Below are 26,389 nucleotides of genomic sequence, written 5' to 3'. Positions count from 1 at the left end.
GCCGTGATGAAGAAGGTCCTGGTCGTCGATGACGAGCCGTCGATCCGCAAGCTTCTGTCAGTAGCGCTCGGCAACCGCGGATTCGAGGTCCTCGAGGCCGAGGACGGTCTTACGGGGCTTGCCGCGATCACCGCCCACAAACCCGACCTGGTGGTGCTGGACGTCATGATGCCGGGGATGACCGGTCACGAGGTGCACGACAAGCTGCGGCAGCGCCCCGAGACGAAGGAGCTGCCGATCCTCTTCCTCTCGGCGGCCGGAACGTTCGAGGAGCAGCACCGCGAGATCGCCTCCGACCCCTTTGCCGACTACCTCCCCAAGCCGTTCAAGCCCTCCGAGGTGGCCGACCATATCGCGGCGATGCTGGATCCGGCCAAACGGGCCGAGTTCGAGCGCGAGCGTGGTCGCCGCGAAGCGAAGCTGTCGAAGATCGTCGAGATCATGCACAGAGATCGCGACTGACAGGCCGGACGCCACGACCGAGGGGCATCGCGACGATGGCGCAGAGACTGATCCTCACCGCGGATGACAACGCGCAGATCCGCATGCTCGTGAAGGCCGCGCTCCGTTCTCTCGGCCACGAGTTGATCGAGGCCGTGGACGGTGAGCAGGCGCTGGAAACGGCGATCGAGCGCAAGCCGGACCTCATCCTCCTCGATGTCACCATGCCCAAGCTCGACGGGTGGGAGGTGCTCGGCTTCCTGCGCAAACGGCCCGAGACGGCGGGCGTGCGCGTGATGATGCTCACCACGGCCGCACAGAAGGACGATCTTGCGCACGGCGAAGACCTCGGCTGCAACGATTATCTCGTCAAGCCGTTCTCGCCGGGCGACCTCAGGCAGCACGTGGAGCGCATGCTCGACACCTGACGACCTACCGCACGATATCCAGGACCAGATCGTCGCAACCTGGTGCCGGCGAGCCGTTTCCGCCCGTCTCTTGCTGCGCTAGCAGGCTTTCGATGAGGCTCCTCCCCGGGGCCGCCGCCGCAAGGTAGCGCGTGGACACCGACACGTCGTCGATGCGCGCCACCTCGGCCAGAAGATCACGATAGCCGCCGGGATCGGCCTGTATGCGGACCACCGCCGCGTTGTACGCCTGAAGCACCGCACGCGACGCCAGGAGGCCTGATGGCAGCGCGAGGTAGTGGTCCGCGATCCCGAGGAATACCGGATCCGTGCTCAGGCCGTCGCTCGCTCCTTCGGGCAGAGCGGCGCCGGTCGTCTCTCCTGAGCGCGCCGGATCGGTGAGAGTCGCCACGAGCGCCACCGGGACGCCGGAGGTCTCGAGCGCCAGCGCCGAGGCGATCCCGCCGACGAAAGCGTCGATCGAGCCGCTCGTGAGAGCCGCGTCCCGTTCCGTAGGCGACTCGAAGACGACGATCTCGGCTTCGACCCCCGCATCGCCGAAGAGTCCTTCGCGGTCGGCGACCCACAGCGGAAGCGCGTCGCCATCCGGTGTCACCCCGATCCTGATCGGGTCGGGGTCGACATCCTGGAACGCCGGACCGGTCGAGACCGGGACATCCTCGCCTCCGACCGCCGAACAGCCGGCGAGGAGCATCAGCGCGAGAATGGCGCAGGCGTAGACGGACAACGATCGAAGACGCATGGGGCTTCCTTCCGGAGGCGGCGGCTCAGGCGCGGCACACGGAGCGGCGCAGCCTGATCTCATCACGCACGAGTATGCCTGAGAAGCCGGGCTCCGCGGAACCGTAGCGGTCGGCGAGCAGGCCCTTGGCGATGGAGTCGATCACGAAATCGTGGCGCTGATAGAAGGAGAACGACGGTACGTCGTCGTTGCTGATGGCGGCCTTCACGGCCGGAAGGCCTCGCGCCGCCGCGAGGTCGATCGCCGCACCGATCAGGGCACGCCCCACACCGTGGCCCTGGAACTCCGGGTACACGCTCAGGAGCACGACCGCCAGATCGCCCTCATGCACCGCAAGGGACAGAAGGCCGGCGAGCCCGCCCTCGAAGACGGCGACCAGATTCTCCTGCTCGAGCACATCGAACGAGCGGCCGAAGGTGTCCACGTCGGTCTCCCCGAGCGCCTGGTCGCAGATGTCCTCGATATCGTGGCGATCGGCTGGAAGCGCGGGGCGGATGGTCACTTCGATATCCTCATCGCCCGAGCGGTGATCGCCACACATGACCGCAAGGCGGGCGTCGGTGAGCGGAAGCTCCTTGCCGCACTGGGCGCATCTGTACTGAGGATATGGGGCCTGCGGTTCGTCGTTCACTGCGAAGCTCCTTGCGGGACAGATGGGACGGAGGACCCCTGCAAGTATAGAACGACCCCGGGGAGCTGGGTCCCCGGGGTCGGTGAGCGGAGCGTGACATCGGTCAGCGGGCGCCTCCGTCCGCGTGCCCGTGTCAGCGCTACTTCTTGCCGCCGCTCGGCTTGACCACCAGAACGTCGATGAAGGTGCTGTCACCGACGATGCCGGTCAGCTCGAGCTTGTTCTTGGTGAGTTCCTCGGCCAGGAAGCCCGTGGACATGATGTAGTGCTCGTCGTTGTTCACGATAGCGCCCTGGAGGCTGATCAGCGGGTCGTTCGTATGGAGCCAGACCCGGTGCCAGCCGGGCATCGTGGGGATCCAGCCCCCGCCGGCCGAGGCGAAGTTCATCTTGCCGCTCGGCCCGATCCCGGGCTCGATGTCGAGCTTGGTGATGCTCCCGTCGGGGTTCCACACCTCGGCGAAGAACCTGTTGGTGAGCACGGTCGCGTAGTACGACTCCCACGTGTACCCGCTGCCGTCAAGCGTCGAGGTGCCGAAGAGCTCGGTCTTGCTTCCGGGGTACTCGAGACACGCCATCTTGTAGGCGGTCATCGGCTCGGCAAGCTTCTGATAGAGCGCGATCTCCACGGGGAACCGCTGCCCGACGATCGGGTTGATGTTCTCCATCGGATTGCCCCAGTCGATGAAGTCGATCATCACCGCGTCGGCCGTCTTCACCCAGTCGGCCTGCCAGCTGTTGGACGCGCTCACGTAGTCGACGTTCCAGATCAGGTTGGGGTCGTCGGAGGTGGTCGTCGTCGGCTGCGGATACCATGGCGCCATCGAACGGAGCCACGTCTCCATGTCGATCGGTTCTGTCATATCGGGCACGCCGTCGAGGTCGGCATCCACGGTACCGCCGTCGTCACCGATCACATACGTGGTGTAGACCTCGCCCTCGTTGCCCTCATAGCCGCCCGTGTACTGCTCCCTGATGACCTCGAGGACCTCGATCGGGATAGGGTTCCCGTCAGCGTCGAGCGTGAGCGTGAACTCGTTCCCGTCGTACTCGCCGTCCCCGTCGAGATCGGTCCAGGTCTTCAGGTAGAAGGTCTCGATGTGATCGGTGGCGACCACGGGGAACGACAGGTTGGGCATCGCGGCGAAGGGGTCTTGCTCTCCCGTGCCAGGATCGGGACCAGGCTTCGGCGGATCCGTGTTCGGTGTGCCGCTGGCGGCCAACGCCGGTGTCATCTGCACGGCAAGGGCGAGCGCGAGCGCAACCACGATTAGTATTCGAACGTGTTTCATGGCGGTACCTCCCTCTCCGCTCCGGTCGCATCGGACCGAGCGGACACGGCGGCACAGCCCCCGTCCCCCCGGGACCCTGCCCCGCAGGGAGGCCGTGAGACTTGTTACCCGTGGAGGGGCGCGCCTACACACACCCTGGCCCGGTGTACGGACTGCATCCGCCGAACGGGCCGGCGCCATGCTGTGGCGCCATCACCTACAATGGGGCGGCACCTATGGAAGGAGCGCCGTGGCACCCGACATCCCGCTGATCGCGACAGACCCCCGTGCCGCAGACGCCCTGTCGCGCGTACGCGTGCTGTACACCGACCTCGACGGCACGCTCGTGGCCAAGGGCGGAAGCGTGCTCGCCGACGCAGCAGCGTCGCCTTCGCTCGTCGTGGCAGAACAGATCGTGGCGCTCAACCGCGCGGGACTCAAGGTCGTCCCCATCTCGGGACGAGGCCGCATCCAGCTCCGCGAGCTCACACAGTTGCTTGGCTGGGACGGCTATATCGCCGAGGCCGGCGGCATCATCGTGCACGGCACGGGTCTCGACTTCCAGGAACGTGTGGACCTTGGCGAGTGGCCGGACGACGTGGCGGCCCCCGGGCTCTCCCCCTTCGAGGCGATCAATCAGGTGCGGGCGGCCGAGACCTTGATCGAAGCCTTCCCCGGCCGCATCGAGCACTACGCGCCGTGGCAGCTCGACCGCGAGGTCTCGCTCCTGCTCCGCGGATGTCTCGACGTGGCCAAAGGACAAGCGGTGCTCGACACGCTCCCGCTGCCGCTGGATCTCGTGGACAACGGGATGCTGCGCAGCTATGGGACACTCACCTGCCGCGACATGCCGCCCCACGCGTATCACGTGGTGCCGCGCGGAGTGTGCAAGGCGCGGGCGATCGATCTCGACCTCGCCTGGCGGGGGCTCTCGCGCGAGCAGGCCGCGGCCATCGGCGACTCGGCCACCGACCTCCAGATGGCCGATGCGGTGGGCGTGATGACGCTCGTGGGCAACGCGTTCGGCAGCAACGGCGTCGTGGCCGGTCTCGAGCGTGAGCCTCGCGACAACGTGTGGCGCACCGCAGGCGATCGCACGGAGGGATGGGCCGAGTTCGCCAGGGCGTGGCGTGGCGCCACCGGATGATCGTCCACGCGCCATAGAGGGTGCGGGCCCTTCGTCCTGCGGGGTGTTGCCGCATGCCACACGGAGACCTACAATGCACGTGCACCGCTGTGCGGTGCGTTGACAGCGACACGAGCGCTCCATCTGTTACGGTGCGGCTCCTGTTCGAACACAGGCCACTGCCCGGAAATGTCGAGAGACGCCAATGGGTAGAACAGCCCTCGCCGGCTTAAGGCGAAGGCTAAGGTGGCTGGGACTGCAAAGGCGGGAACTTTCCGCCGCACGGCGTGCCGTGCGCCCTACGTCGGACAGTGCCAAATCCGCAGACGAGGGACGGAGCAGCGGGCGGCCGTGATACGATGCCGCTCCGCGTGCGGCGCATGCCGCTCCAGGGCCCCCGTCATGATGATGCGGGGCTCTTTTCGTTGTCGGACCTGTTGCCAAGAGAAACGGACCTCGGTGACACCATCAAGTCCCTAGGTCCCGGCTCCTGCGATCGTCGTGGGTGACCGGGGCCCGCCACGATCGACCTGCCGGCCCGCGTGCCGGGAGGAAGGAGCCATATGTTCTATCTCACCCAGATGCTGGGCAAGCCGGTGGTGGATGCCGCCGGCGAGGTCATCGGCGAGATCAGCGACATCGCCATCGCCACCGGCGAGGTGTTCCCCCGCGTCACCTCGCTCGCGTTCCTCGGCCCCGACAAGACGCCGTTCATGCTCTCGTGGCGCAAGTTCGTGGCATCGCTCGAGGACGAACGCGTCCAGCTCAACGCCGAACGCGCCGCGCTCCGCTTCAGTTATCTCCAGCCGGACGAGGTCCTGCTCGCGCGAGACCTGCTCAACAAGCAGATCGTGGACACGCAGGGCATGAAGGTCGTGCGGGTCAACGACCTCAAGCTCTCGGAATCGCGCAACCAGCTTCGCCTTCTGGGCGCCGAGGTGGGGGCCCGCGGCATCCTGCGCGGCCTTCACCCCGCAGTGGAACGTGCAGCCGCCTCCGCGATGCGCCTTCTCGGCCGAGAACTCTCCGAGAACCTCATCGCCTGGAACTACATGGACCTGCTCGATCGCGACCTCTCACACGTGCGCTTGTCGATCACCCACAAGCGCCTGCACGAACTGCATCCGGCCGACGTGGCCGACGTGCTCGAGCAGCTGCACCCCTCACAGCGCGCGCGGGTGTTCGAGCATCTCGACAACGTCCAGGCCGCACTCACCGTGGCCGAGCTCGAGGACGAGTTCCAGGCGGACCTCATCGGCGACCTCGGCGACCAGCGCGCCTCGGACATCCTGGAGGAGATGGACCCCGATGACGCCGCCGACATCATCGGCGACCTTCCCTACGACAAGGCCGAGGCGCTGCTGCGTCTCATGGGAGTGAGCGAGGCTCAGGCGATCCGTTCGCTGCTGGGCTACCGGGAGAAGACGGCGGGTGGCATCATGACGCCCGAGGTGACCACGCTCACCGATGACATGACGGTGCAGGGCGTGGTGGACCATCTGCGGACCGGCGCCGCCGAGCACGAAAGCATCTACTACATCTACGTGGTCGATGACGACCGCCGCCTCGAAGGTGTCGTGTCGCTGCGCGACCTGGTGATGTCGGAGCCGGATACGCCGGTGACCGAGCTCATCCAGCGGGAGGTCATCACCGTGAATCCCGATGACGACCAGGAGCTCGTGGCGGAGATGATGAGCAAGTACGACCTGCTCGCCCTTCCCGTCATCGACGAGACCGGGGTCCTCCTGGGTATCGTCACCGTCGACGATGCCCTGGACGTGCTCGAGGAGGAGTCTGCCGAGGACCTCGCGATCGCCACCGGCGCCGCCGCGGAGCACGGTCGCATCGCGGGATGGTGGTGGTGGCTGGTGCGCCGCAACGCGTGGCTGCTCGTCTGGGCCGTTGCCTTCCTCGCCTATATATCGTTGCGGGTACCGCTCGCCGGCCTTGTCGAGGGCACCGGATCCTCCGCACGGGCGGGGACGCTCCTCATGGGCTGGGCCGTGGTGATCCTGCCGCTGCTCTTGCGCACAGCCGAGGACCTGTCGTCGCGCACGCTCGCCGAGCTGATCGAAGGCGATGCCGGCGAAGAACGCCCGTCGCTGGGATCGCGCCTGCTGCGTGAGGGCGGGATCGGTCTGGTGACCGCCGCCTTGAGCGCCCTGGTCGCGTTCGGGCTCGCGTTCCTGCTGCTAGGGGACATCGACCCCGCCGCCACGCCGTTCGCGGTGTCCACGGCGGTGGCCGCGCTGCTGACGGCACTGGCGGGGGGGCTGCTCGGCCATCTCGCACTGCGGCGGAGCGCCGCCGGCAAGACGGTCTCCGGCACCGGCCTATCGGTCATGACGATGCTCCTGAGCGCCGTCGTCTACCTTACGCTCGCGTACGTGGCGGGCTCGCTCGGGAGCGTGCCGGGTACCGGCGCGTAGATGCCCGGCGTGATCTCCACGAACCACATGAAGAGGAGGTTGCCGCTGCTGGCGGTGCTGGGCGTGATCGGTCCCGGCGTCATCGCAGCCTCCGCCGGGAACGACTCCGGCGGCATCTCGACGTACTCCGTGGCGGGCGCACGATACGGCTACACGATGCTGTGGATGATGCTCGCCATGACACCCAGCTTCGTGATCATCCAGGAGATGGCCGGCAGGATGGGCGCCGTCACGGGCAAGGGCTTCGCGGCTCTCATCCGCGAGCGCTTCGGCGTCCGGCCAACGTTCCTGGCGATGCTCATGCTGCTGGCGAGCAACGCCGCCACCACCATCGCCGAGTTCGCGGGCATCGCGGCGGCGATGGAGATCTTCGGCGTGACCAGATACCTCTCGGTCCCTGTGGCGGCGCTCGTGGTATGGCTCCTCGTGGTGAGAGGCAGCTACCGCAACGTGGAGAAGGTGTTCCTGGCGCTCTCGTCGGTCTTCATCGCCTACGTCGTCGCCGCGTTCCTCGCGCGGCCCGACTGGCTGGAGGTCGGCCACGCCATGGTGACGCCCCGCATCGTCCCCGACCGTGCCTTCATCGCGCTCGCGATCGGACTGACCGGCACCACGATCGCACCGTGGATGCAGTTCCTGGTGCAGAGCAACATCGTGGACAAGGGGACCACGGTCAAGGAGTGGATCCTCGCCCGATGGGACGTGATGGCGGGCGCTGTGGCCGCCAACGTCATCGCCTGCTTCATCATCATCACCACCGCCACGGTGCTGCATCCGGCCGGAGCGGTCATCGAGAGCGCGGATGACGCGGCGAGCGCACTCGCTCCCCTGGCGGGCCCGTACGCGGAACTGCTCTTCTCGGTGGGACTGCTCTCCGCGTCCCTGCTCGCTGCGGCCGTGCTGCCGCTGACAGCCGCTTACGCCATCTGCGAAGCGTTCGGCTGGGAGTCGGGCATCGACCGGTCGTGGTCGGAGGCGCCCCTGTTCAACGGCCTGTACACCGGGGTGATCCTCTCCTCGGCCGCGGTGATCCTGGTGCCCGGGATCGACCTCATCGGCATCATGCTGGTGTCCCAGGTGATCAACGGGGTCCTCTTGCCGTTCCTTCTCGTCTTCATGATGCGGATCGTCAACGATCGCGCGGTGATGGGGCGCCACGTGAACGGCCGGGCGCACAACGTGCTTGCATGGGGCACGATCCTTGTCGTGATCGCGCTGACGGCCGTGCTCCTGGGGATGACGATCCTGGGCGTGGGCTGAACCGATGCTATCCTTCATGTATGGTCGCCTCCGCAGCACACCTCTCTGACCAGGACCTCGATCGCGCCAAAGCCGCGCTGCGCCTCCGCGCGCGTGCGGCGCGGCGCTCCGTGCTTCCCGAGTATCGCACTGCACGCGCATATGCCGTCGCCGAACGGGTCCTGAGCCTTCCCGAGGTCGTCTCCGCCGCTAACGTGATGCTCTACGGCGCTGCTCCCGAAGAGGTCGACGTGAGCGTTCTGGAGTTCGCGCTCCGCGAGCGAGGGGTCCGCATCGCGTATCCCCGCGTGGCCGGATCCCGGACCCTGACGGTGCACTGGGTCGACGATCCCGACGTGCTGCTGCGCGGAACGTTCGGACTGCTTGAGCCCCCCGAGACGACACCGCCAGCCGAGGTCTCCCGCCTCTCCGCCATCATCGTCCCCGGCGTCGCGTTCGACCGTGAAGGGAACAGGCTCGGGTTCGGAGGCGGCTACTACGACGCCCTGCTCGGCGGCCCCGATCCCGTGCCGCCGACCATCGGTGTCGCTTACGACGAGCAGATCGTCGATGCGGTTCCCCACGACGAGCGCGACCGTCCCACCGACGTCGTGGTCACTCCCACGCGGGTCTTCAGGCGGAGCCCGGCGTCGTACTGACGCCCGGTTGCTGACGACTAGCGATCTCCTCGTGCGAGCGTCACCGGCTCACCGCGGGGCGCCCGAAGGGGGATCTTCAGCGACTCGAGGACCGCCTCAAGGTTCTCCGTCCATGACGCAAGCGTCTTCAGGTCCACGCGGAGCAGCGGCGTCTCCGGGTGCGGGCGCGACACGGTGAAGCCGTGGCGGAGCAGGAATTCCACTCCGACCACCGGCATGTGCGAGAGGTCCCTGGAACCGGTGACGGCGTACGCCTGCACCGAGCGCTCTCCACGCATGGCGAGGTCGCGCATCGCCGCCCTCAGCAGAAGGCCACCGACTCCAGCGCGACGCGCGTTAGGCGCGATGTGCATGCACGCGATGAGGGGCACGCCCGCCTCGGGTGGTCCCGCCGGGAGGTGACGGGCCTGTGGAAGATGGACAGGTGGGGCGTACTTGATGAACCCCATCGTCTCGCCGTCTTCCACTACCGCCCTGCCGCACTCCCCCCACTCGGCGGAAACGGTGCGCACCCATTCCAATGCCTGCTCGTCGTCACAACGCGAGCCGCACTCGAACGGAAGACGCGTCGTCGTCTCCCAGAACACGCATCCCGCACAGTCGACGGGCAAGGACTCCCGGTCAAGCATGCTTAGGCCGATGATCTTGCGCACGGTCTTCCGCTACTCCTCGTCGTCCATGAGCGCCTTCATCTTATCGATGGCCTTGCGCCCCATCCCGCTCTTGAACGAGCGGCCCAGGGCGCGTGACGCCGCTACTCCCACCTCGAGCATACCGTCTGCCACCTGCTCGCCGCGCTCTTTGAGGGCGGTCACCCCGCTGGCCGCCGCCTTCGCGGCGCCACCGGTGGCCTGGAGCTCCGCGTAGCCGGCCTCCACCACGACGGACTCGCCGTCGAAGCCGCGGACGAGGCTCGCCGGGACCTCAAGCCGCCCCACGGCCATGTCACCCACAGCCCCGGTCGAGACCTGCACCTCCTCGATGACCCCGGAATCGCCGTCGAACACCACGTCATGGACGGTGCCGACCTCGTCTCCGTCGGGGGTGTGTACCGGCATCCGGTGCCAGATGATGGTGTCATCCCATGAGAAGCCGAGTGCGCGCTCCCCTGCGCTGTCACCGGGCAGCGAGTCCCCGTCGATGGCGAGCGTCGCTTCATCGACCTCGCGCACGGCGTCGAACCGCAGGAAGCGCGGCCGCTGGTCTATGACGCCCATGATGGAGCCCCGGTCCACCTGCAAGCCCACGACCCTCGGCTCGCCCGGGTGGAAGAGCACCGCGGAGACGCGACCCAGATGCCGGCCGCTTGAGCCCACCACGGACAGGCGCTCGTACCCAGACAGACTCGGCATGTGCTTCACTCCATACACCGCTCGATCGTTCACGGTCGCTCGATAGCGAAAGGGCCGGCCGCGACGGCGACCGGCCCTTCTATCATACCGCGATAGCGAGCGTGGCTACTCCGTGGTGGCCGCGCCAGCCCCACCCTCGGCGGCGGTTGTCTTCTCGGCTACCTTGTCGAGCGCGCCCTGCGCCTTGGACTCCGCAGCATCGATCCCCGACTTGACCGACTCGCCAGCCTTGCCGAGCGCGTCCTTGGCCGCCGGGGCGATCTGCTGGACCTTGTCCTTGGCCTGCTGTGTGACGGTGCCCACCTGCTCCTTGAGCCGATCGCGCGCCGAGTCGATCTTCACGCGCATCTCCTCGGTCTCATCGAGCACCTTGGCGCGGCTTGTCTCGTAGAACTGCTTGCCCTCTCCCCAGTACTCATCGGCCTTTGCGGCGATGAAGTCACGGTTCTCCCTGCCGGAGCGGGGGGAGAAGAGAAGGCCGAGCACGGCGCCGATGATGCCGCCGAGCAGGAACGCACCGAGTATGCTTTCACCTCTGCGATAGTCGTACATCGGGAACACACCTCCGAAGTCGCAAGCGGACCGATACTGATGTCTGACGACAGTGATGTATGTACCCAATCACCGCGCTGCATCCAGTGTAGAGCGTACCAGATGACCCACCAACTCCTGGAAATCCAGCCCGGCCGACGCGGCGGCCATAGGCAGCAGCGAGGTCTCGGTCATGCCCGGGGAGGTGTTCACTTCGAGCACATACGGCACGCCGTCGCCGCCCACCACCATGTCCACTCTGCTGACCCGCTCACAGCCGAGCAGCCTATGCACGCGCTCGGCCATCCGGGTCACCTCGGCCATGGTGGGCTCGTCGAGCCGCGCGGGCACGTAGTAGTCGGTCTCACCGGGCGTGTACATCGCCGAGAAGTCGAACAGCCCGCTCTTGGGCTCCATCTCCACGGGAGGGAACACGCGCGCCTCGCCCGACGGCCCGTCAACGACCGAGACCGCGAGCTCCCGGCCATCGATCCACTTCTCCACGATCGCCGTGTCACCGTAGGACAGGGCCGTGAGCAACGCCTCCGCCAGGCCCTCGGGTCCGTCCACCTTCGTGAGTCCGAGCGCGGAGCCCTGCTTCGCCGGTTTCACGACCACCGGGAACCCTCCCACCGCCCCGGGCACGAGATCCAGCGCGGTGGCCGCCCCCATCTGCTTGAAGGCGGCTGCGGTGAACGTGACCCAGGCGGGCGTGGGAATGCCCTCAGCGCGGAACAGACGCTTGCTGAGCGCCTTGTCCCAGGCCAATGCCGAGGCGGTTACACCGGGTCCCGTATAGGGTATCCCGAGGAACTCCAGCAGTTCCTGAACCGTGCCGTCTTCGCCATACTTGCCGTGCAGCGCGATGTACACCGCGTCGGGCCGCTCACTCCGCAGGGTCGTGACCAGGTCGGGGGTCACATCGAGAGCGAGCACACGGTAGCCCTGCGCCTCGAGCGCGTCACAGACGCGTTTACCGCTGATGAGTGATACGTCACGCTCCAGCGACTGTCCCCCCATCAGCACGGCGATCTTCTCCTGCACCCGGATCAGCCCCTCTCATCGGTTGGGTCGTCCACGGCCGGCAGCGCTCCCGCCGCGGCGAACGCGCGATACAGCTCCAGCCTGTCCTCGAGCACCTCGGCAAGCCGTCTGACGCCCTCACGGATGGCGTCCGGCTCGGCGTAACAGAAGCCGAGACGCATGCAGTTTCGACCGCGCCCGTCGGGGAAGAACGCATCCCCTGGAACGTACGTGACGCCCCGCTCGACGGCCTCGGCCAGGATCGACTTCAGATCGAGGAACGAAGGCATCTCCACCCACACGAAGAAGCCGCCCTCGGGCACCGTCCATCGCGCCTCTGCGGGAAAGTGTTCCGCCAGCGAGGCGACCATCGTGTCGCGCCGCTCGGCATATGCCCGAGTGAGGTCCTGCAGGACCCGGCGCCATCGGGTATCGGCGAAGTACCGCTCCGCGGTGGTCTGCGCGAACGCGCTGCCGCACAGATCGGCCGCCTGCTTCGCGAGCATGAACCTGGCCATGATCGGATGCGGTGCGATGACCCAACCGAGACGCAGCCCCGGGGCGAAGATCTTGGAGAAGGTGCCGAGGTAGATCACCTCGTCATCGAGCGCGCGCAGCGGCAGACAATGCCCGCCCTCGAAGCGCAGGCGTCCGTACGGATCGTCCTCGATGACGGGGATGTCGTACTCCCGCGCAAGCTCGAGCAGCTCACGCCGCCGCGACGGCGTGAGCGTCACGCCGGCCGGGTTCTGGAAGTTGGGGATCGTGTAGATGAACTTGGCGCCCTGCGGGCCAAGGCGCTTCAGCTCCTCGGCGAGCAGGTCGGTACGCATACCGTGCTCGTCCATCGGGATGCACACCACGTTGGGCTGGTACGCGGAGAACGCCTGCAAGGCGCCGAGGTAGGTGGGCCCCTCGGTGATGATGGTGTCCCCGGGGTCGATGAATATCTTGGCGATGAGGTCGAGCGCCTGCTGCGCCCCCGCGGTGATGGCGAGGTCGTCGGGCTTCACGCGGACGCCTATCTCGGCCATCAGGTCGACCACCACCTGCCTGATGGCAGGGCGTCCCTCGGAGGAACCGTACTGGAGCGCCTCGGTGCCTGAATCCCTCAGTGCCGCGGTGGTGGCGCCGATGACCGCCTCGATGGGAACGCGCCGGATCTCCGGCATGCCCCCCGAGAAGGAGATCATGTCGGGACGGGTAGCCGCTGCGAAGAGGTCGCGCACGGCGCTCGACCGCACGTCGGCCATCCGCTCCGCATACCGGTCGCTCCACCTGTCGAACACCACTCGTGCGGTACCCATCGCTGCTCCTCAAAGACGCAGATGCGTCCCCAGACAACAGAAAACGACCCTGCCGACAGGGCGAGGGTCGTCGCGGTACCACCTGTCTTCGTCCGGCGTTCGGTGGTGCTCGCCGGACCTCGGTCCCGGGATAACGGCCCGGGTCGACCGCCCGCTTCCTCCGCTCCTGCCGAGCGTGCTGGCGGGGGACCTATGGAGGGGTGGCCGGGCCGATGACGCCCTCTTCCCTCACGTCCACATCGTGTGCGCCCCTGGTTCGGGGGTTGCAGGGTACCTTAGCACCGCGGCTCGCGCAGGGTCAATCACGCCTCTCTTACGGCTCGGCTCCGCTCTCAGCGACCGGAGGCGCTCTATCGCGTCCCGGGGATCGCGTACGGCACGACCTGCGAACGCGTCGTCGATCATGCACAACGCGAGACGAGCGGCGCCGACACAGACGGCGTCGTCGTCGTCGTAGACGGACACGCGGAACGCATCGTCTCCCTTGCGCCACCTCGTCTCGCCGTGGACGCTGCGCGGCGACCCCGCGCAGCTCATGATCTCGAGCACGAGGTGCTCGAACAGGTGCGCTGGCTCGGTGATGGCCAACTCCTCGGCGAAGGGGTGGTCACACCCTGTGGAGCAGCGATGATCGGAGAGGCCGGGAAGCCGCTCCAACAGAGCCGCCGCAGCCGAAGCGCGGGCATCCGCCGATCCCGCCACACCGACTTCCAGCACGAAGTCGACGCGGTCTTCGAGCACTCTGACGCATCGGAGCCTCACGGTTCAGGCGAGGTCGCGCAGGCCGTCCCGGGCGCTCCGGGTACCGAGGTAGTACGCGAGCGACAGCGCTGCGACCACCGCCACCACGCCCACCGCGACCATCTTGGTGACATCGCGCTCGAGCACCGTGCGGGTGACCGCACGGGTCTCCGCCTCGGCGAGGTCCCGGACCTGCATCGTCTTCTGCTTGAGATCGTCCACGGTTATGCGCTTGTCGTCCGCTGCATTCTGCATCGATCCGCTCACTTCTGCATCAACCTCACTTTGATGACGAGGAACACGGCGGAGCCGAGCACCAGCACTCCTCCTATGATGAGCAAGGCGCCGGGATAGCCCACCCACTGCGCAAGCAGCAGGAAGAGCGCCACGGAGATGAACGTCAGGCCAAGGGCGAGCAAGGCGGCGGCTGCGCTTGCCGATGCCAGCGTGAGCCCGAGCCGTTGCACGGGCGCGACGATCTTGTCCTGAACGAGCCCGGCGGCCTCCTGACGGAGCCAGTCCACGGCTGTCTGCAGCAGGTCGGCCACCGCGTCGATGACGGCCTCGAACCCCGTCATGCCGCCTGTGGATCTCTCTTCCGGTCCAGCCATAGTCGCCTCCTCGAGAACGATAGCGCCTGTATCGAAGATACCCCAAACAGCACGCGGGGATGAAAGCGCGAGCGGCGCCCCCGCGATGGGGGCGCCGCTCGAGGTTCACGACGACGAGCCGTCAGAGGATACGGTAGTCGACCGTTCCAACGCCGCCGAAGCCGAGCGCCTTGGCCGTGCCCGGCCCGAGATCGAATGTGCGGCCACCTACGAACGGACCCCTGTCCTGCACGACCGCCACACACGTGCGCCCCTTGTAGGAGAACTCGATGCGCGTGCCGAACGGAAGGCTGCGATGGGCCACCACCATGCTGTTGGGCTGAAGCGTGCCGCCCCCCGCCATGGTGTTGCCATAGAAGCCGGGTCCGTACCACGAGACCCTGGCCGACCTCCACCCGCTGCCCGTGGGAGCCGTGCTGCCGCCGGAGGCCGCCGGCCTGGCGGGCGCGGACCTGCGGATCGCGGTCGCTTTCCGGGTCGCGCTTACCGGCTCACCCTCGGCCACAAGGCCCGAGGGTGTGCGCAACTGGTCGGGATCCGGCTTTCCTGAAGCCGGAGCGAGTCCTTTGCCGAGGCCTGTCTCGGTCGCCTGTTCAGCAACGATCTGGGCCGAGGCCGCAAGCATCGGAACGATTCCTGCTCCCGCAAGCGTCATCACCACGAGTGCCGCTGCAACGAACGCGGACCTCGATGACAGGCGTGCGGAGCCACCACTCTGTCGTACCTTCACACTGTCCTCCATGTACGGCTACAGGACAGACGGCAGCCCAGGGCATACGACGACCAAAGTAAGGAGTGGAGAGAGAAGCATGTCGCCGTGCTCCTGGCCACGCGGATCGGACGTACCCGCCGTCTTGGCCACCCAGCACGTGCTCTGCTGTTCGTGGTATGGACCGTGATCCTCCGGACCCGCGCGCCCTTGCGCTGTCGGTCCTGCGTCTTCTTACCGGTGAGCCGCGTGTCGCCGGTCCCGCGCAGCGGCCCTTCGGCCGTCTCACGCACGCCACACTGACTCCGCTATCCAGCAAACGAGCAGTGACGATACCACACGAACGGCTCTTTGGGAACCATCGCGGTCGTGCAGGTGGCGAAGCGCGGATCCGATCTCTACGGCTCGACGGTGACTGAAGCCTCTCCGCTCAGCTCGAGCAGCACGTCACCGAGCTGCTCCAGGTAACGTCCGTAGGCTCCCCAGTCGCCCGCCTGCTGGGCCTCCACGGCCTTCTCGTACAGGCTCCAGGCCGTGGCCGCGTCGGCGACACCCTGGCCCTCGTCACCGCGCTCCGCCTCGCCGAACACGCTCAGCAGGGCGGTGGCCAGGTCCGGCTCCATCGCCACCTTGTCGCCGTATGCCACTACCACGCGTGTCAGTTGCGGCATCGCTGTCTGTTCGGACTGGAGGTAGAGCGGCTGGATGTACACGATGGAGTCGTCCATCGGTATGACGAGCAGGTTGCCCCAGACGACGCCGCTGCCCCGCTGGCTCCACAGAGTGAGCTGCTGCGAGATGACCGGGTCCTGGTTCACCCGCGCCTCGACCTGCTCGGGACCGAGGACGAGCCGCTGCTTCGGGAACGTGTAGACCACCCGCTCACCATACGAACCGGGATCGGACTTGGCGGCCATCCAGCCGATCATGTTCGCCTTCGTGCGTGGCGTGAATGGCATCATCAGCATGAAGTCTTCCTGGTCCTCCTGGGGGAGCTCCATCAGCACATAGAATGGATCCATCGGCGTGCCCGAGCCATCGGCGCTCTCTCCCGGCAGCGACCACTGGTCCTCCTTGTTGTAGAAGACCTTGGCGTTCAGCATGTGATAGGTCTTGTACACGTCGGCCTGGAGCGAGAACAGATCGGCCGGATATCGCAGGTGCTCCGCCACCTCATCGGGCATCTCCGCCGCATCGGTGAGGAGCCCGGGGAACACGGCGCCCCACGCCTCCATCAGCGGGTCGTCCGGATCGAACGCGTACAGGGTGGTGGTGCCGTCGTAGGCGTCGATCGTCACCTTCACGGAATTGCGGATGTAGCTGATACCGTTGTACCGCTCCGAGTAGGGATACCTGTCCGAGGCCGTGTAGCAGTCGACGACCCAGACGATCCGCCCGTCGGCGACGACGGGATAGGGGTCGGAATCCTGATAGAGCCAGGGAGCGACCTCGCTCACCCGCGCCGAGATGTCCCGGCGGAACATCACCTTGCTCTCGGGCGTGATGTAACCGCTGAACAGTATCTGAGGCGCTGAAAGGCGGATGGCGAAGGCCGCACGTCGCACGAACCCTCCCACCTCGACTCCTCCGCTGCCCGAGTAGCTGGTCTCGGCGTTGGAGTCGCCCACCGGGTAGTCGAACTCGGCCAGACCCGTACCGGCGATGACGTAGTTGGTGGTGCGCTCGCCGTAGTAGAGCGCTGGCTGCTCGATCGCAAGGTCGGTGTCGGAGACCGGCGGGATGTCCTTGACGAGGAACTGCGGGTAACCTTGCCCGCTGCTCTCATTCACCGGGCTCAACACCACGCCGTACCCATGGGTGTACACGAGATGCTGATTCACCCACGTCTGCGCCTGGCTCGCCAGCCGCGTGACATCCAGCTCGCGCGCGGATACCAGCACCTGACGACGCTCGCCGTCGAGGGTGTATCGATCGATGTCCACGTCGTAGAACTCATAGTACGGTCTCATGCCCTGGAGCTGCCGGTATGTATCGGCCACCACCGACGGGTCCCACACGCGCACGTTCTCGATGGTGCGCTGGTTGTCGACGAGGTCATCGGCGGTCAGGCTCTCATCGGCAGGGAACGCGCGAGTGTCGATCTCGTCGAGACCGAACGCCTTGCGGGTAGCCTCGATGTTCCGCTCGATGTACGGCGATTCAGCTTCGACCTCGTTGGGCGCCACCCGGAACTGCTGGACGAGCGCGGGATACACACCTCCTACGAGGATGGCGGCCGCCACCCACGTGCCCAGCGCGATCGCCGGCAGCCTCCAACCGCGCACCTTGATGTTCACGATCAGCGCCACACCTGAGAGCAGCGCTATCGCGATCAGGATGTAATACGCGGGGATCTGCGCGTTGATGTCGGTGAACGAGGCGCCGACCACCTGCCCGCGGGGCGAGAAGTCGAGCTCGAAGATGTCGAGCCAGTAGCCGAAGGCCTGGACGACCACGGCGAGTCCACCGATCACAGAGAGATGCGCCTTCACGTGAGGGTCGAAGCCGCGCCACCGGTCCCACGGCCTGATCGAGCCGGTGAGAAGGTATACGAACGCAGTGAGGAGCAACGTGACCACGAGCGCGCCAGTGAGCCACTGCTGAATGGCGCGGAATGCAGGCAGTGTGAAGAAGAAAAAGCCCACGTCACGGCCGAACTGCGCGTCGGCGATACCGAACGAACCACCGTTGAGCGCCAGCGCGAAGGCTTCCCACGACTGCGCTGCGGCGGTCCCCGCAACGAACGCAGCGAACACGGCGACACCCAGCGCGACGGTATTGGTGTGACGGCCGACGACCTCCCGCATCCGGGCGATGGTCTCTTCCCACCGCAGCGCACTGCTGTCCACCACCCGTGTCGGCCTGAGAGGAGCGATCCTGCGGGCAATCATGAGGTTCGACCACAGCACGCCGAGGAAGGCCACCGCGGAGACCGCCCCGACCCCCCACCGCCAGGCGAGCGTCCGCCAGAACACGCCCTCCTGCCCGAGCTCTCCGAACCAGAGGGCGTCGGTGTAGAACTCTGCGGCGATGCCGGAGAGCATGAACAGCGCGATGACCGCTATCGCGATGACCGTGGTGCGGCTTGGGCGGGTCGTGGGCATGAGGCGTTCCCTCCCGTCGGGGGTCTTACGCGTATGTTCCCCACCAGGCCGATGGGCCGGCTACAGGAACTCGGCGATATCCACGTTCATGCCGGCGGGGTCCAGACACCGTACCACCGAGCGGCCACCCGCGTCCTTCACATCGCTCAGATCGAGGTCCACGGGATCGATGACCGTGCCGTCGGGACCGGCGATGATCCGAACCGCGGGGCGCGCCGGGTCGCTCGGGCTGGGGCTGACCACGATGGCCGTCTCCCCGGTGTCCAGCAACACCAACGATCGCGGAGGGAAGTACCCGAGCATGTCCACGAACTGGCGCACCAGCGCGGGGTCGAGCGCAGAGCCGGCGTTTTTCACCAGGATGCCCATGGCCTCATCCTGCATGCGCGGCGCGCTGTATGGCCGCTGCGACGTCATCGCGTCGTAGGCGTCGGCCACCGCGACGATCCTGCTCGCGATGTGCTGCGGACGCTCGGGTTGTCGTCGGGGGTAACCACCGAGGTCGTACCGCATGTGATGCTCGAGCACGCATACGAGCGAGGCGCGGTCGATACCGGACGTCATCGCAACGACCTCGGCGCCCCGTACGGGATGGTGCCGCATCTCGGCCCACTCGTCGCTCGTGAGCGGCCCGGTCTTGTTCAAGACCGACAGGTCGACGGACATCTTGCCCACGTCGTGGAGGATGGCGCCCACGCCAAGCGCCGAGAGGAAGCGGTAGTCGCGGGTGAGCGCGGAGCCAAGCGCAAGGGACAGGATCGCCACGTTCACGGAGTGATAGAACGTGTACTCGTCGAAGCTCTTGAGGCCCGAGAGCTCGAGCATCGCGTATCGGTTGCGAAGGATGCTGTCCACGAGGCTGCGCGCCGTGCTCTTGATCTGTGCCGCGTTGAGCTCGCGGTTGCCCCGTATGAGCCGCTCGAGTTCGCGAAGGAGTCCGAGCGTCCCGGTGTATGTCGTCTTGGCGAGCTCGCGCGCATCACCCTCGTCGACCTCTACGTCGTCACGGACGACGCTCACCGTGCTGACGAGGATGTGCGGGCAGCGAACGCGCTCGACCAGGGTCGCCATGCCGCCCTCGAGAGCCTGCACCTCATCGACCCTGGCTCCCACGACGATCGCGAACCGTTCGACCTCGTCCGGTGTCGTGCCCCGCATGAAGGTGATGCTGCCCGCTCCGATCGACTCCATGTCACGGATGAGTTGATCGAACAGGAGGCTGTCTTCGGCAAGCACCTGCTCTCCCAGCAATACCTCGTCCTCGAAGAAGGTGAGGGGCACGTCCGCACCCTCGGCGTGGAATGCGGCGATCACGTCGAACAGTCCGCGGCATGCCTGGCCTACCGCAGGATGGTCGTCCGGGTAGAGCCGCATGGCGCGGCGCAGCGCGTAGAGGCGCGCCAGCAGGTCACGGGCGCGCGCGACCTGGGCGCTCGAGAACGTGCGAACGCCCTGAGCGGTCTCACGGACCTCCGCGGTTATGCGATCCGCTTCGTATCGCGCGGGACCTTCGGCGCCCTCGCCGACGCTGTATGGAGCGCGGACCTCGTCGGCGCGGCGAGGCTGGTTCGTATCGTCGGTCATCGCCGGCCCCCTGTCCCGCTCGAACGCTCGATCCCGGCGAGCGCCGACTCCGCAGCCGTGCGGATCTCCCGCGTGCGTCCACCCCCGAGGAAGTTCCGCTGCTTCAGCACCCTGCGCAGCGCATCGGCGGCGGCCGGCGTACCGAGGCGGCCGAGCGCCTCCACGGCCTCTATGCGCACGGCCGGATCGGTGTTGCCCCGACCCTCATCGAGCGCGAGAGCCGCCAGATGCGGCACCGCGCTGTCGAGCCCGAACGTACCCAGGTACCGGGCGGCCAACGCGACGTTCTGCGGATCGTCGTCTGAAAGGGCTGCGACGAGCATCTCCTCGGCAAGCTTGTCCTTGATGCCCGCTGCCGCGCGGATCGTCTCCCGGCGCACACGGGGGTCGCCGTGCCTGAGCGTGCGCGCGAGCGGGGGTAGCGCGGAGCGCTCGCGCGTTGCGCCGAGGATGGCGACGACGTTGCGGACGAAGTACCAGCGCGGGTCGGTGATCTTGGCCGCAAGCTCGTCCACGTGCCCGGGAGCGAGCATCGAGATCAGGTCCACGAGGCTCTTGCGTGCAGCCATGTCGGGCTCATCGGCCAGGACCTCGAGGAGCGGCGCGATCGAGTGGCCACCGAGCACCGAGAGCAAGCGGCGACACGACTCGACCTCCGGGCTTTCGTGGTGGTGGAAACGCAGCGCCATGACCACCTCGCGCATCGCCTTAGGCTGCGCCATCGTGCGAAGCGCCACGTCCACACGTGTTCGCTGCTCCTGCTCAACGGTAGGATCGGTACGCACCGCCGCAAGCATGGCGGCGGCATCGGCGGCTTCGCCGAACTCGCCCCACTCCAGCAGAAGGGTGAGCCCATCCTCGAGCATCCCCATCAGCGATGCGAACATCTCCGGCCGACGCTCGATGGAGACGAGGGTCACGAGCGTCAGGAGCACGTCGCTGTCGGAGATGCCATCGGCGACCTCGGCTCTCAGCGCCGCCGTCTCGGCCGACTCCGACTCCGACGCCACCGGCGCGAGGTCCACAAGGCGGATGATGCTCTCAAGGTCCTGCCGGTCGGTGCTTCCCGGCCTACGGATCTGGGTCGGTGCGGCGTTGTCAAGTATCGTCGCGATCGAATCGCCGTCAATCCCCGACTCGGCAAGCGCCTCGCCCGCCGCCTCCAGTATCAGCTCCTTGGGCTGCATGCTGATCACCGCGAGATTGCGGAGCGCCCGCGACAGGCCATCACGGGAAACGGGATCGGGGCTCAGGCCCTCCACAAGCGCCTTGCACAGCTCGCCTATCTCGAACTGACGCATCACCGCCGCTACCGTCTGATCCACCCGGGAGTCGGGGAGCAGCCGTTCCGCGAGCACGCCTCGACGGGTCTCCGGCTCGAGGCCGAGGAGCGCCTCCGCGATCGCCCGGTAGATGGCCGGCTGATCCTCTGCGAGTTCGGCCGAGGCGGCGTGCGCCATCGAGACCACCCTGCCGGCGATCAGGTTCGTGAGCGGGCGTCCGCCGCGCCCGGAGGAGGCCAGCTCACCAAGGTACTTGGCGACCAGGCGGGGGTTCTGGACGAAGCGGACGAGCATCCGCTGATCGCGCGGTCGCGCACCGTACGCGGCGTCCACCAGTTCATCGATCCGCTGGAAACTGGGAGGCCACTGCTCGTCGGGGTCCAGGTCCGGCTCGGCTTCATCGAGTTCGGTATCCACGATCTTCGTCGAGGCGGTGCGAACGGTGATACCGTCGACCTGCAGATCCCACAACCGCTGCTCAACGCCACCCGCCGCCGCCACCTGCTCGGGTGGCTCGAACAGGACCCTGCACAGACCGATGACGTCGCGGGTGCTGGCTCCTGAGTGGAAACGGATCTCCGAGAGATGGCGGTTGTAGCACTCGCGGGCGAACTGCCGAAACGGCTTGAGATCGGGCAGGACCGGCAGGGCGTTGTAAAGCAGCCCGTCCTTGGTGACCTGGAACACGAGATCGGGAGACTCCCGGAGCAGCGCATGCAACAGCTTCAGCAGCGCCGAGGCGCTCTCGCCGGGGATCTCGCTCGCCGGAGGATAGAGTTTGGCCGCCTTGTAGACGACCAGGAGCTGTTTGACGAAGCGCTCGACCTGTTCGGGCGCTCGCTCTGGTTCGAGAGGTCTCGTGGGCATCTTCTCTCCAGGCGACTGCACTGGTTCCGATTATGCCGCTTCCTATTCCGCAGTGCTATCATCGCCGCATGAGCGGCTCCCCGATCGTCCTCGCATCCGCATCGCCTCGCCGGCGCCGGCTCATCGCGTGGCTGGGCCTCGACGTCCGCTCCATGTCGACCGACACGCACGAAGACCTCGCCCGGCCCCTCGAGCCGGCCCACCTCGCAACCAGCCTGGCTGCCGACAAGGCGTCAGAGGCGCGCGCCAGCGGCGAGACCGGCACGCTGCTCGCGTTCGACACCATCGTGGTCCTCGACGGAGCCGTGCTGGGGAAGCCCGCCGACATGGCCGAGGCGCGACGCATGCTCGACGCGCTCTCCGGGCGGACGCACCAGGTGATCACGGGCGTCGCCATCCTCGGTCCCGACGCCGACACGCCGATCACCCATCCTGTCACAACGGACGTCCGGATGCGGATGCTGGACGCCGATATGCGGGAGACGTGGCTCGCAAGCGGAGAGGCGCTCGGCTGTGCGGGCGCATACAACATCGAGCACCATCTCGCCAGCGTGGCCGATGACGAGTGCTTCCAGAACGTAGCGGGGCTCCCGCTCTGTCACCTGTATCGCATGCTCGCATCGGGTGATGCGGGCGCACCTCCGGAGGCGCTCACCCCGCCGGTGGAGGCATGCGACGCGGCGCTCGGCAGGCGGTGCCGGCTCGGCCCCGTGGTCTGTGCCATCGAACGCTGACGCGTCCGACGCGCCCGAAGGACTCAGGAGCCTGCGAGTCGGGCCACGACGATCAGGCTCTCATCGGCGTCGGCGTCGAGCGGCCGGCCCTCGTGATCGCCCAGGAGGCGTATATCGCCGAAACCCGCGCGCTCGAGTTCGGCGATGATCAGCCCGCCGGGGATCGCGAAGTGGAGGGAGCGCCGGGAGCGGACGCTCCATCCGCCACCGGGGTCGGCCTCGAGCGTCTTGGGCCAGCTCTCGATGGTGTGTGGCGTCTCGCGGACGCTCGAGTCGCGCACGAGCGTGACGAAGTCGAACAGGATGCCGTCGCCCGTGGGCGTGTAGTCGAGCAACCTGATGAAGAACTTGTCTCCGCTCGGCGTCTCCCTGAACACGGGAGACATCGTCCTGATCCTCTTCTTGAGGAGCCGCTCGTGGTTGAGGTAGTGAAGCACGAGCACACCGCCGGGCACGAGAGCTGTGGCGAAGTCGCCAAGCGCCTCCCGGAGTCCTTCTATGGACCTCACGTGGGGTAGCGCGTTGCCCGTACAGGTGATGGCGTCGACGGATGGACCCGCGATGCGCGCCACCTCACCGAAGCCCCCTTCGACGATGCGGACGTCGCTTCCGAGCCTGGCGGCGTTCTCCCGCGCGAGTTCGAGCATCTGCGGGCTCGGGTCGATGGCCGTGACATCCAGCCCCCACGAGCGGTACATGATCGAGTGACGCGCGCTGCCCGCACCCACATCGGCCACGGAACGCACGCCGCGCTCCTCGAAGAGGCGTCTGAAGAAGGGTCCTTCACGGGTGAGCCGCGCGTCCCAGTTCACCAGCTCGTCGTATTCGCGCTCCTCGTTGTGGGTGCCGAAGCTCACCGCCTGCTCCTATCCATCGAGATGGAAGATGCGCACCGCGTTGGCCCGCAGAACGAGGTCCCGGTCGCGTGCCGAGAGACCCAGTTCCTCAAGCGTACGGCGCTGCTGGAACGCGATCCACTCCCGGTACGGCCCCGTCGTCCCCGAGTCGGTGCCGAACAGCACGCGCTCCGGGCCGAACGCCGTGAGGGTCCGGTCGAAGACCTGCGCCAGCGTGTAGCCGTGGGGATCGTAGTCCATCCAGTTGTTGGTGCCGGACGAGTCGAGGCACACGTTCTTGCACTGGTATCCGAGACGCAGCGCCTCGGAGAGGTACCCGGCTCCGAAGTGCGCGATCACGAAGGGCGTGTCGGGGTAGTCTCGCGCGACGGGTGAGAGGTCCGTGGGATCCGCGTAGCGCAGGTCGCCGGCGGGATCGACCGTCACCCCGTAGTGGATGGTGAACGCCGCGCCGAGCTCGGCGGCCTTCTCGAAGAACGGGCGGCACGCCGGGTCGGAGAGATGGAAGCGGCGGTTGACCGGGTACAGCTTCACGCCCTTGAAGCCCGCCGCCATCTCGCGCTCGAGGAGCTCGGATGCGTCGGGCGTCCGGGGGTCTATGTTGCAGAGCGCCGAGACGCGGCCTGCCGACGCCGCGACGAAGTCGCGTGTGTACTGCGAGTCGGGCCAGACGGACACCACGAGCGCCTTGGCGATGCCTGCGTGGTCGAGGCGCTCCGCGTACCACTCGGCCATGCTCTCTGCGTCGAGGTCCGGCAACACCTCGTTGCGGCGGCCCCAGCGCCCCTTCTCGAGAGCCGCGCGCCATCGGGCAGGCACGTCGGGGGTGCGCTCGACGAACTCCCTGAAGAGCGGAAGGGAGAAGAGATGCACGTGCGCATCGACGATGTCGCCGGGCCTGGTGGGAGGCGCGGGTGCTCTGGAGTCCGCTCGCTCCACGATCACGAGCCGGCGGGCGGCGTGCCGCCGTCCTGCGCTTCCGGCGCAGGCGGGATCGGCGGGGCGGGCGGCGCCGCCACCTGCGGCGCTGTCGGCTCAGGCTCGAGCGGTACGACGATCGCCATCACGATGTAGGCGAGGATGAGCCCGCCCACGTCGAGCAGCACGACCAGGCCGATGAAGGCAAGCCGCAACAGCGTGACGTCCACGCCGAAGTACTGCGAGAGGCCGCCGAGCACACCTGCGATCCACTTCTCTGAGCGCGAGCGCGTGAGCTTGCCGCCGGTGCGCTTGATCTCGATGCGGCGCCCCGACTGCGCCCACATGATCAGAGCGATCCCGAGCAGGACGATCCCCAGACCGCCGCGGGCCTTGCCGACGAATCGCCACATCTCCGTGAGCGGCCACGGAACGAGACCCAGGCTCTGTGCACCCAGGAAGAACCCCGCTACCACCAGGATGACGCCCAGGATGATCCACCCGCTGTTGTCGTTCTGGCCCGACGGCTGACCGCCAGGCTGCTGTGTCTCGGACACTCTGATGACCTCCTCGTTGCTCTGGACCGCTAATGATATGAGAGTGTGATGCCGCTGATCCCGGACTCTATCCGGATGTCCCAGAACGGACCTCGGTCCGAGAAACCCTCGCTATGGTAGATGCGGCGGCCGTCCTCCCGCTGCATCTCCCACTCCCCTTCGGTCTCGATGCCCGACAGGCCGTCGCTCATCACCACACGCGCGTTCGCGCCTCGCGGGACACGTACCTCGAGCGCGGAGACACCCGCCTTGATGTCCACCGGGGCCCCGTCGCCGCCACCGGGTCCCGGCTCACCGAGGATCAGGGCGCCGTCAGAGACTCCGGAATCGAGTTCCAGCGCCGTGAGCGTGAGATCACGCAGGTCGAGCTCGTACCCCGACACGCCGGCGTTCACATCAAGATCCCATGCCACCGAGCGATCCAGCCTGACGTCGAGTTCCGAAGCCGGCGTCATCGGACCCCAGACGCCTTCCCCGGCGCCGATCCTCACGACCGCCGTACGACCATCCATGTCCACGTCGTACTCAGGTGTGAACGGTGAACGGCCCTCCACCCTCACAAGATCGCGTCCGGCGGCCACCGTCAGGTCACCGGCGGCGCCGGTGATCTCTGCCGTGCCTTCCACGATCCGGTTCACATGGGGCGCCGTATGGTCGAACGCGGTCGCCTCGGCGCTTGAGAACACCGGGGGCCAGCCACGGGTAGGAGTCATCACGAATGCGCCGTAGACCAGCGCCGCGATCACGACCAGGCTTCCCATGAAGCGCACCAGCTCGCTCCTCGTGCCTTTGCCCAGCAGCTCGAAGCCGAGCGCCACGATGAGCGCCGGCCAGAGTCTCAGGATCGAGAGCCAGACGTCCCATCGCACGAATCCGAGCATCTGGGCAAGCAACACGACACCCAGCGTGATGGTCGTGAGCCCTTCGCCGAGGTTGCGAAGCGTCCAGCCGCCGCGCACAGGGCCGAATAGCTGCCGTATCCCGACAGCCACCACGATGAGAGGCCACCAGCGCCATAGACCGACCTCCGGCACGAACTGGCTCACAAGCAACAGCCCGCCGAGCAGGATCAGGCCGACGCCGGCCCACAGCGCAAAGCGCGATCCCGCACGTCCGGGTGGCGGCTCCGCCGGTGCTGCAGGTTGGACCGACTGCTGAGGGGCGGCGGGCGCTTCGCCCGTGTGAGTGTTCGGGTCGTCGTTCATAGAGGCTCCCATCGGCGCCGAGGGCTCGCTTCGTCCGGCAT

Annotated in this window: 26 protein-coding genes and 1 riboswitch; of the genes, 7 read left to right on the top strand and 19 right to left on the bottom strand. The window is 67.2% G+C overall.

Translation table 11 applies throughout. The features are described from left to right. The first annotated feature begins 6 nt into the window (after positions 1-6). Both MSB02_RS06940 and MSB02_RS06935 read left to right on the top strand, forming a co-directional pair. Positions 7-462 (top strand): response regulator, encoded by a 456-nt coding sequence (locus MSB02_RS06940; protein WP_267194645.1) that lies wholly within the window; start codon positions 7-9, stop codon positions 460-462. A 35-nt stretch (positions 463-497) separates the two neighbouring features. Continuing rightward, positions 498-869: a response regulator gene (locus MSB02_RS06935; protein WP_267194504.1), complete on the top strand. Its 372-nt coding sequence runs from the start codon at positions 498-500 to the stop codon at positions 867-869. A 4-nt stretch (positions 870-873) separates the two neighbouring features. On the opposite strand, the gene MSB02_RS06930 is transcribed toward MSB02_RS06935, so the two are convergent. The 3 genes from MSB02_RS06930 to MSB02_RS06920 form a co-directional block, all read right to left on the bottom strand. After that, positions 874-1,611, bottom strand: a complete 738-nt coding sequence (locus tag MSB02_RS06930) for an ABC transporter substrate-binding protein (RefSeq protein WP_267194503.1) — start codon at positions 1,609-1,611, stop codon at positions 874-876. Positions 1,612-1,636: 25 nt separating this feature from the next. Continuing rightward, on the bottom strand, positions 1,637-2,242 hold the full coding sequence (locus MSB02_RS06925; protein ID WP_267194502.1) for a GNAT family N-acetyltransferase: 606 nt from the start codon (positions 2,240-2,242) through the stop codon (positions 1,637-1,639). 139 nt (positions 2,243-2,381) lie between these two features. After that, positions 2,382-3,533 carry a hypothetical protein gene (locus MSB02_RS06920; RefSeq protein WP_267194501.1) on the bottom strand — a complete coding sequence of 384 codons (1,152 nt, stop codon included), beginning with the start codon at positions 3,531-3,533 and terminating at the stop codon, positions 2,382-2,384. A gap of 229 nt (positions 3,534-3,762) precedes the next feature. On the opposite strand from MSB02_RS06920, the gene MSB02_RS06915 reads away from it, so the two are divergent. The 4 genes from MSB02_RS06915 (at position 3,763) to MSB02_RS06900 (ending at position 8,965) form a co-directional block, all read left to right on the top strand. After that, a complete protein-coding gene (locus MSB02_RS06915) occupies positions 3,763-4,659 on the top strand; it encodes an HAD family hydrolase (RefSeq protein ID WP_267194500.1) in 897 nt (298 codons plus the stop codon). A gap of 115 nt (positions 4,660-4,774) precedes the next feature. After that, positions 4,775-4,979, top strand: a riboswitch (M-box (ykoK) riboswitch). A 222-nt stretch (positions 4,980-5,201) separates the two neighbouring features. After that, the gene (locus MSB02_RS06910; protein WP_267194499.1) at positions 5,202-7,067 is read left to right on the top strand and encodes a magnesium transporter; all 1,866 of its coding nucleotides are present in this window, start codon (positions 5,202-5,204) and stop codon (positions 7,065-7,067) included. 27 nt (positions 7,068-7,094) lie between these two features. After that, on the top strand, positions 7,095-8,327 hold the full coding sequence (locus MSB02_RS06905; protein WP_267194498.1) for an Nramp family divalent metal transporter: 1,233 nt from the start codon (positions 7,095-7,097) through the stop codon (positions 8,325-8,327). Between the two features lie 20 nt (positions 8,328-8,347). Further along, positions 8,348-8,965 carry a 5-formyltetrahydrofolate cyclo-ligase gene (locus MSB02_RS06900; RefSeq protein WP_267194497.1) on the top strand — a complete coding sequence of 206 codons (618 nt, stop codon included), beginning with the start codon at positions 8,348-8,350 and terminating at the stop codon, positions 8,963-8,965. A 17-nt stretch (positions 8,966-8,982) separates the two neighbouring features. Here MSB02_RS06900 and MSB02_RS06895 read toward each other — a convergent pair whose 3' ends face one another. The 12 genes from MSB02_RS06895 to MSB02_RS06840 all read right to left on the bottom strand — a co-directional run bounded on the left by MSB02_RS06895 (position 8,983) and on the right by MSB02_RS06840 (position 22,077). Then, positions 8,983-9,618, bottom strand: a complete 636-nt coding sequence (locus tag MSB02_RS06895) for a GNAT family N-acetyltransferase (RefSeq protein WP_267194496.1) — start codon at positions 9,616-9,618, stop codon at positions 8,983-8,985. Between the two features lie 9 nt (positions 9,619-9,627). After that, complete coding sequence (locus tag MSB02_RS06890) at positions 9,628-10,317, bottom strand: PRC-barrel domain-containing protein (RefSeq protein ID WP_267194495.1); 690 nt, start codon at positions 10,315-10,317, stop codon at positions 9,628-9,630. A gap of 105 nt (positions 10,318-10,422) precedes the next feature. Continuing rightward, positions 10,423-10,869 (bottom strand): YtxH domain-containing protein, encoded by a 447-nt coding sequence (locus MSB02_RS06885; protein WP_267194494.1) that lies wholly within the window; start codon positions 10,867-10,869, stop codon positions 10,423-10,425. Positions 10,870-10,938: 69 nt separating this feature from the next. Further along, complete coding sequence (locus MSB02_RS06880) at positions 10,939-11,892, bottom strand: D-alanine--D-alanine ligase family protein (RefSeq protein ID WP_267194493.1); 954 nt, start codon at positions 11,890-11,892, stop codon at positions 10,939-10,941. A gap of 5 nt (positions 11,893-11,897) precedes the next feature. Further along, on the bottom strand, positions 11,898-13,178 hold the full coding sequence (locus MSB02_RS06875; RefSeq protein ID WP_267194492.1) for an aminotransferase-like domain-containing protein: 1,281 nt from the start codon (positions 13,176-13,178) through the stop codon (positions 11,898-11,900). Between the two features lie 228 nt (positions 13,179-13,406). Further along, the gene (locus MSB02_RS06870; RefSeq protein WP_267194491.1) at positions 13,407-13,919 is read right to left on the bottom strand and encodes a cyanophycin synthetase family protein; all 513 of its coding nucleotides are present in this window, start codon (positions 13,917-13,919) and stop codon (positions 13,407-13,409) included. A gap of 24 nt (positions 13,920-13,943) precedes the next feature. Beyond that, entirely contained in the window at positions 13,944-14,174 is a 231-nt protein-coding gene (locus MSB02_RS06865) for a hypothetical protein (protein ID WP_267194490.1), read from the bottom strand. An 8-nt stretch (positions 14,175-14,182) separates the two neighbouring features. Beyond that, positions 14,183-14,530, bottom strand: a complete 348-nt coding sequence (locus MSB02_RS06860; RefSeq protein WP_267194489.1) for a phage holin family protein — start codon at positions 14,528-14,530, stop codon at positions 14,183-14,185. A 121-nt stretch (positions 14,531-14,651) separates the two neighbouring features. Continuing rightward, positions 14,652-15,260, bottom strand: coding sequence for a septal ring lytic transglycosylase RlpA family protein (locus tag MSB02_RS06855; RefSeq protein WP_267194488.1), 609 nt, complete (start codon positions 15,258-15,260; stop codon positions 14,652-14,654). Positions 15,261-15,637: 377 nt separating this feature from the next. Then, on the bottom strand, positions 15,638-18,343 hold the full coding sequence (locus tag MSB02_RS06850) for a UPF0182 family membrane protein (RefSeq protein ID WP_267194487.1): 2,706 nt from the start codon (positions 18,341-18,343) through the stop codon (positions 15,638-15,640). A 60-nt stretch (positions 18,344-18,403) separates the two neighbouring features. After that, positions 18,404-19,927, bottom strand: coding sequence for an HD-GYP domain-containing protein (locus MSB02_RS06845; protein WP_267194486.1), 1,524 nt, complete (start codon positions 19,925-19,927; stop codon positions 18,404-18,406). Then, positions 19,924-22,077: a HEAT repeat domain-containing protein gene (locus MSB02_RS06840; RefSeq protein WP_267194485.1), complete on the bottom strand. Its 2,154-nt coding sequence runs from the start codon at positions 22,075-22,077 to the stop codon at positions 19,924-19,926. Before MSB02_RS06840 ends, MSB02_RS06845 begins: the two co-directional genes overlap by 4 nt. A 68-nt stretch (positions 22,078-22,145) precedes the next feature. On the opposite strand from MSB02_RS06840, the gene MSB02_RS06835 reads away from it, so the two are divergent. Next, complete coding sequence (locus MSB02_RS06835; protein ID WP_267194484.1) at positions 22,146-22,811, top strand: Maf family protein; 666 nt, start codon at positions 22,146-22,148, stop codon at positions 22,809-22,811. Positions 22,812-22,834: 23 nt separating this feature from the next. Here the strand turns inward: MSB02_RS06835 and MSB02_RS06830 are convergent, their stop codons facing one another. The 4 genes from MSB02_RS06830 to MSB02_RS06815 all read right to left on the bottom strand — a co-directional run bounded on the left by MSB02_RS06830 (position 22,835) and on the right by MSB02_RS06815 (position 26,348). Beyond that, positions 22,835-23,668 (bottom strand): class I SAM-dependent methyltransferase, encoded by an 834-nt coding sequence (locus MSB02_RS06830; RefSeq protein WP_267194483.1) that lies wholly within the window; start codon positions 23,666-23,668, stop codon positions 22,835-22,837. Between the two features lie 9 nt (positions 23,669-23,677). Then, positions 23,678-24,541 (bottom strand): amidohydrolase family protein, encoded by an 864-nt coding sequence (locus MSB02_RS06825; protein ID WP_267194482.1) that lies wholly within the window; start codon positions 24,539-24,541, stop codon positions 23,678-23,680. Between the two features lie 68 nt (positions 24,542-24,609). Next, positions 24,610-25,143 (bottom strand): PspC domain-containing protein, encoded by a 534-nt coding sequence (locus tag MSB02_RS06820; RefSeq protein WP_267194481.1) that lies wholly within the window; start codon positions 25,141-25,143, stop codon positions 24,610-24,612. Between the two features lie 29 nt (positions 25,144-25,172). Beyond that, entirely contained in the window at positions 25,173-26,348 is a 1,176-nt protein-coding gene (locus MSB02_RS06815) for a LiaI-LiaF-like domain-containing protein (protein WP_267194480.1), read from the bottom strand. Positions 26,349-26,389 lie beyond the last annotated feature (41 nt).

Source organism: Anaerosoma tenue (genome assembly GCF_023161965.1).
GTDB lineage: Bacteria > Actinomycetota > Coriobacteriia > Anaerosomatales > Anaerosomataceae > Anaerosoma > Anaerosoma tenue.
This window is presented reverse-complemented; position numbering and strand designations above follow the sequence as displayed.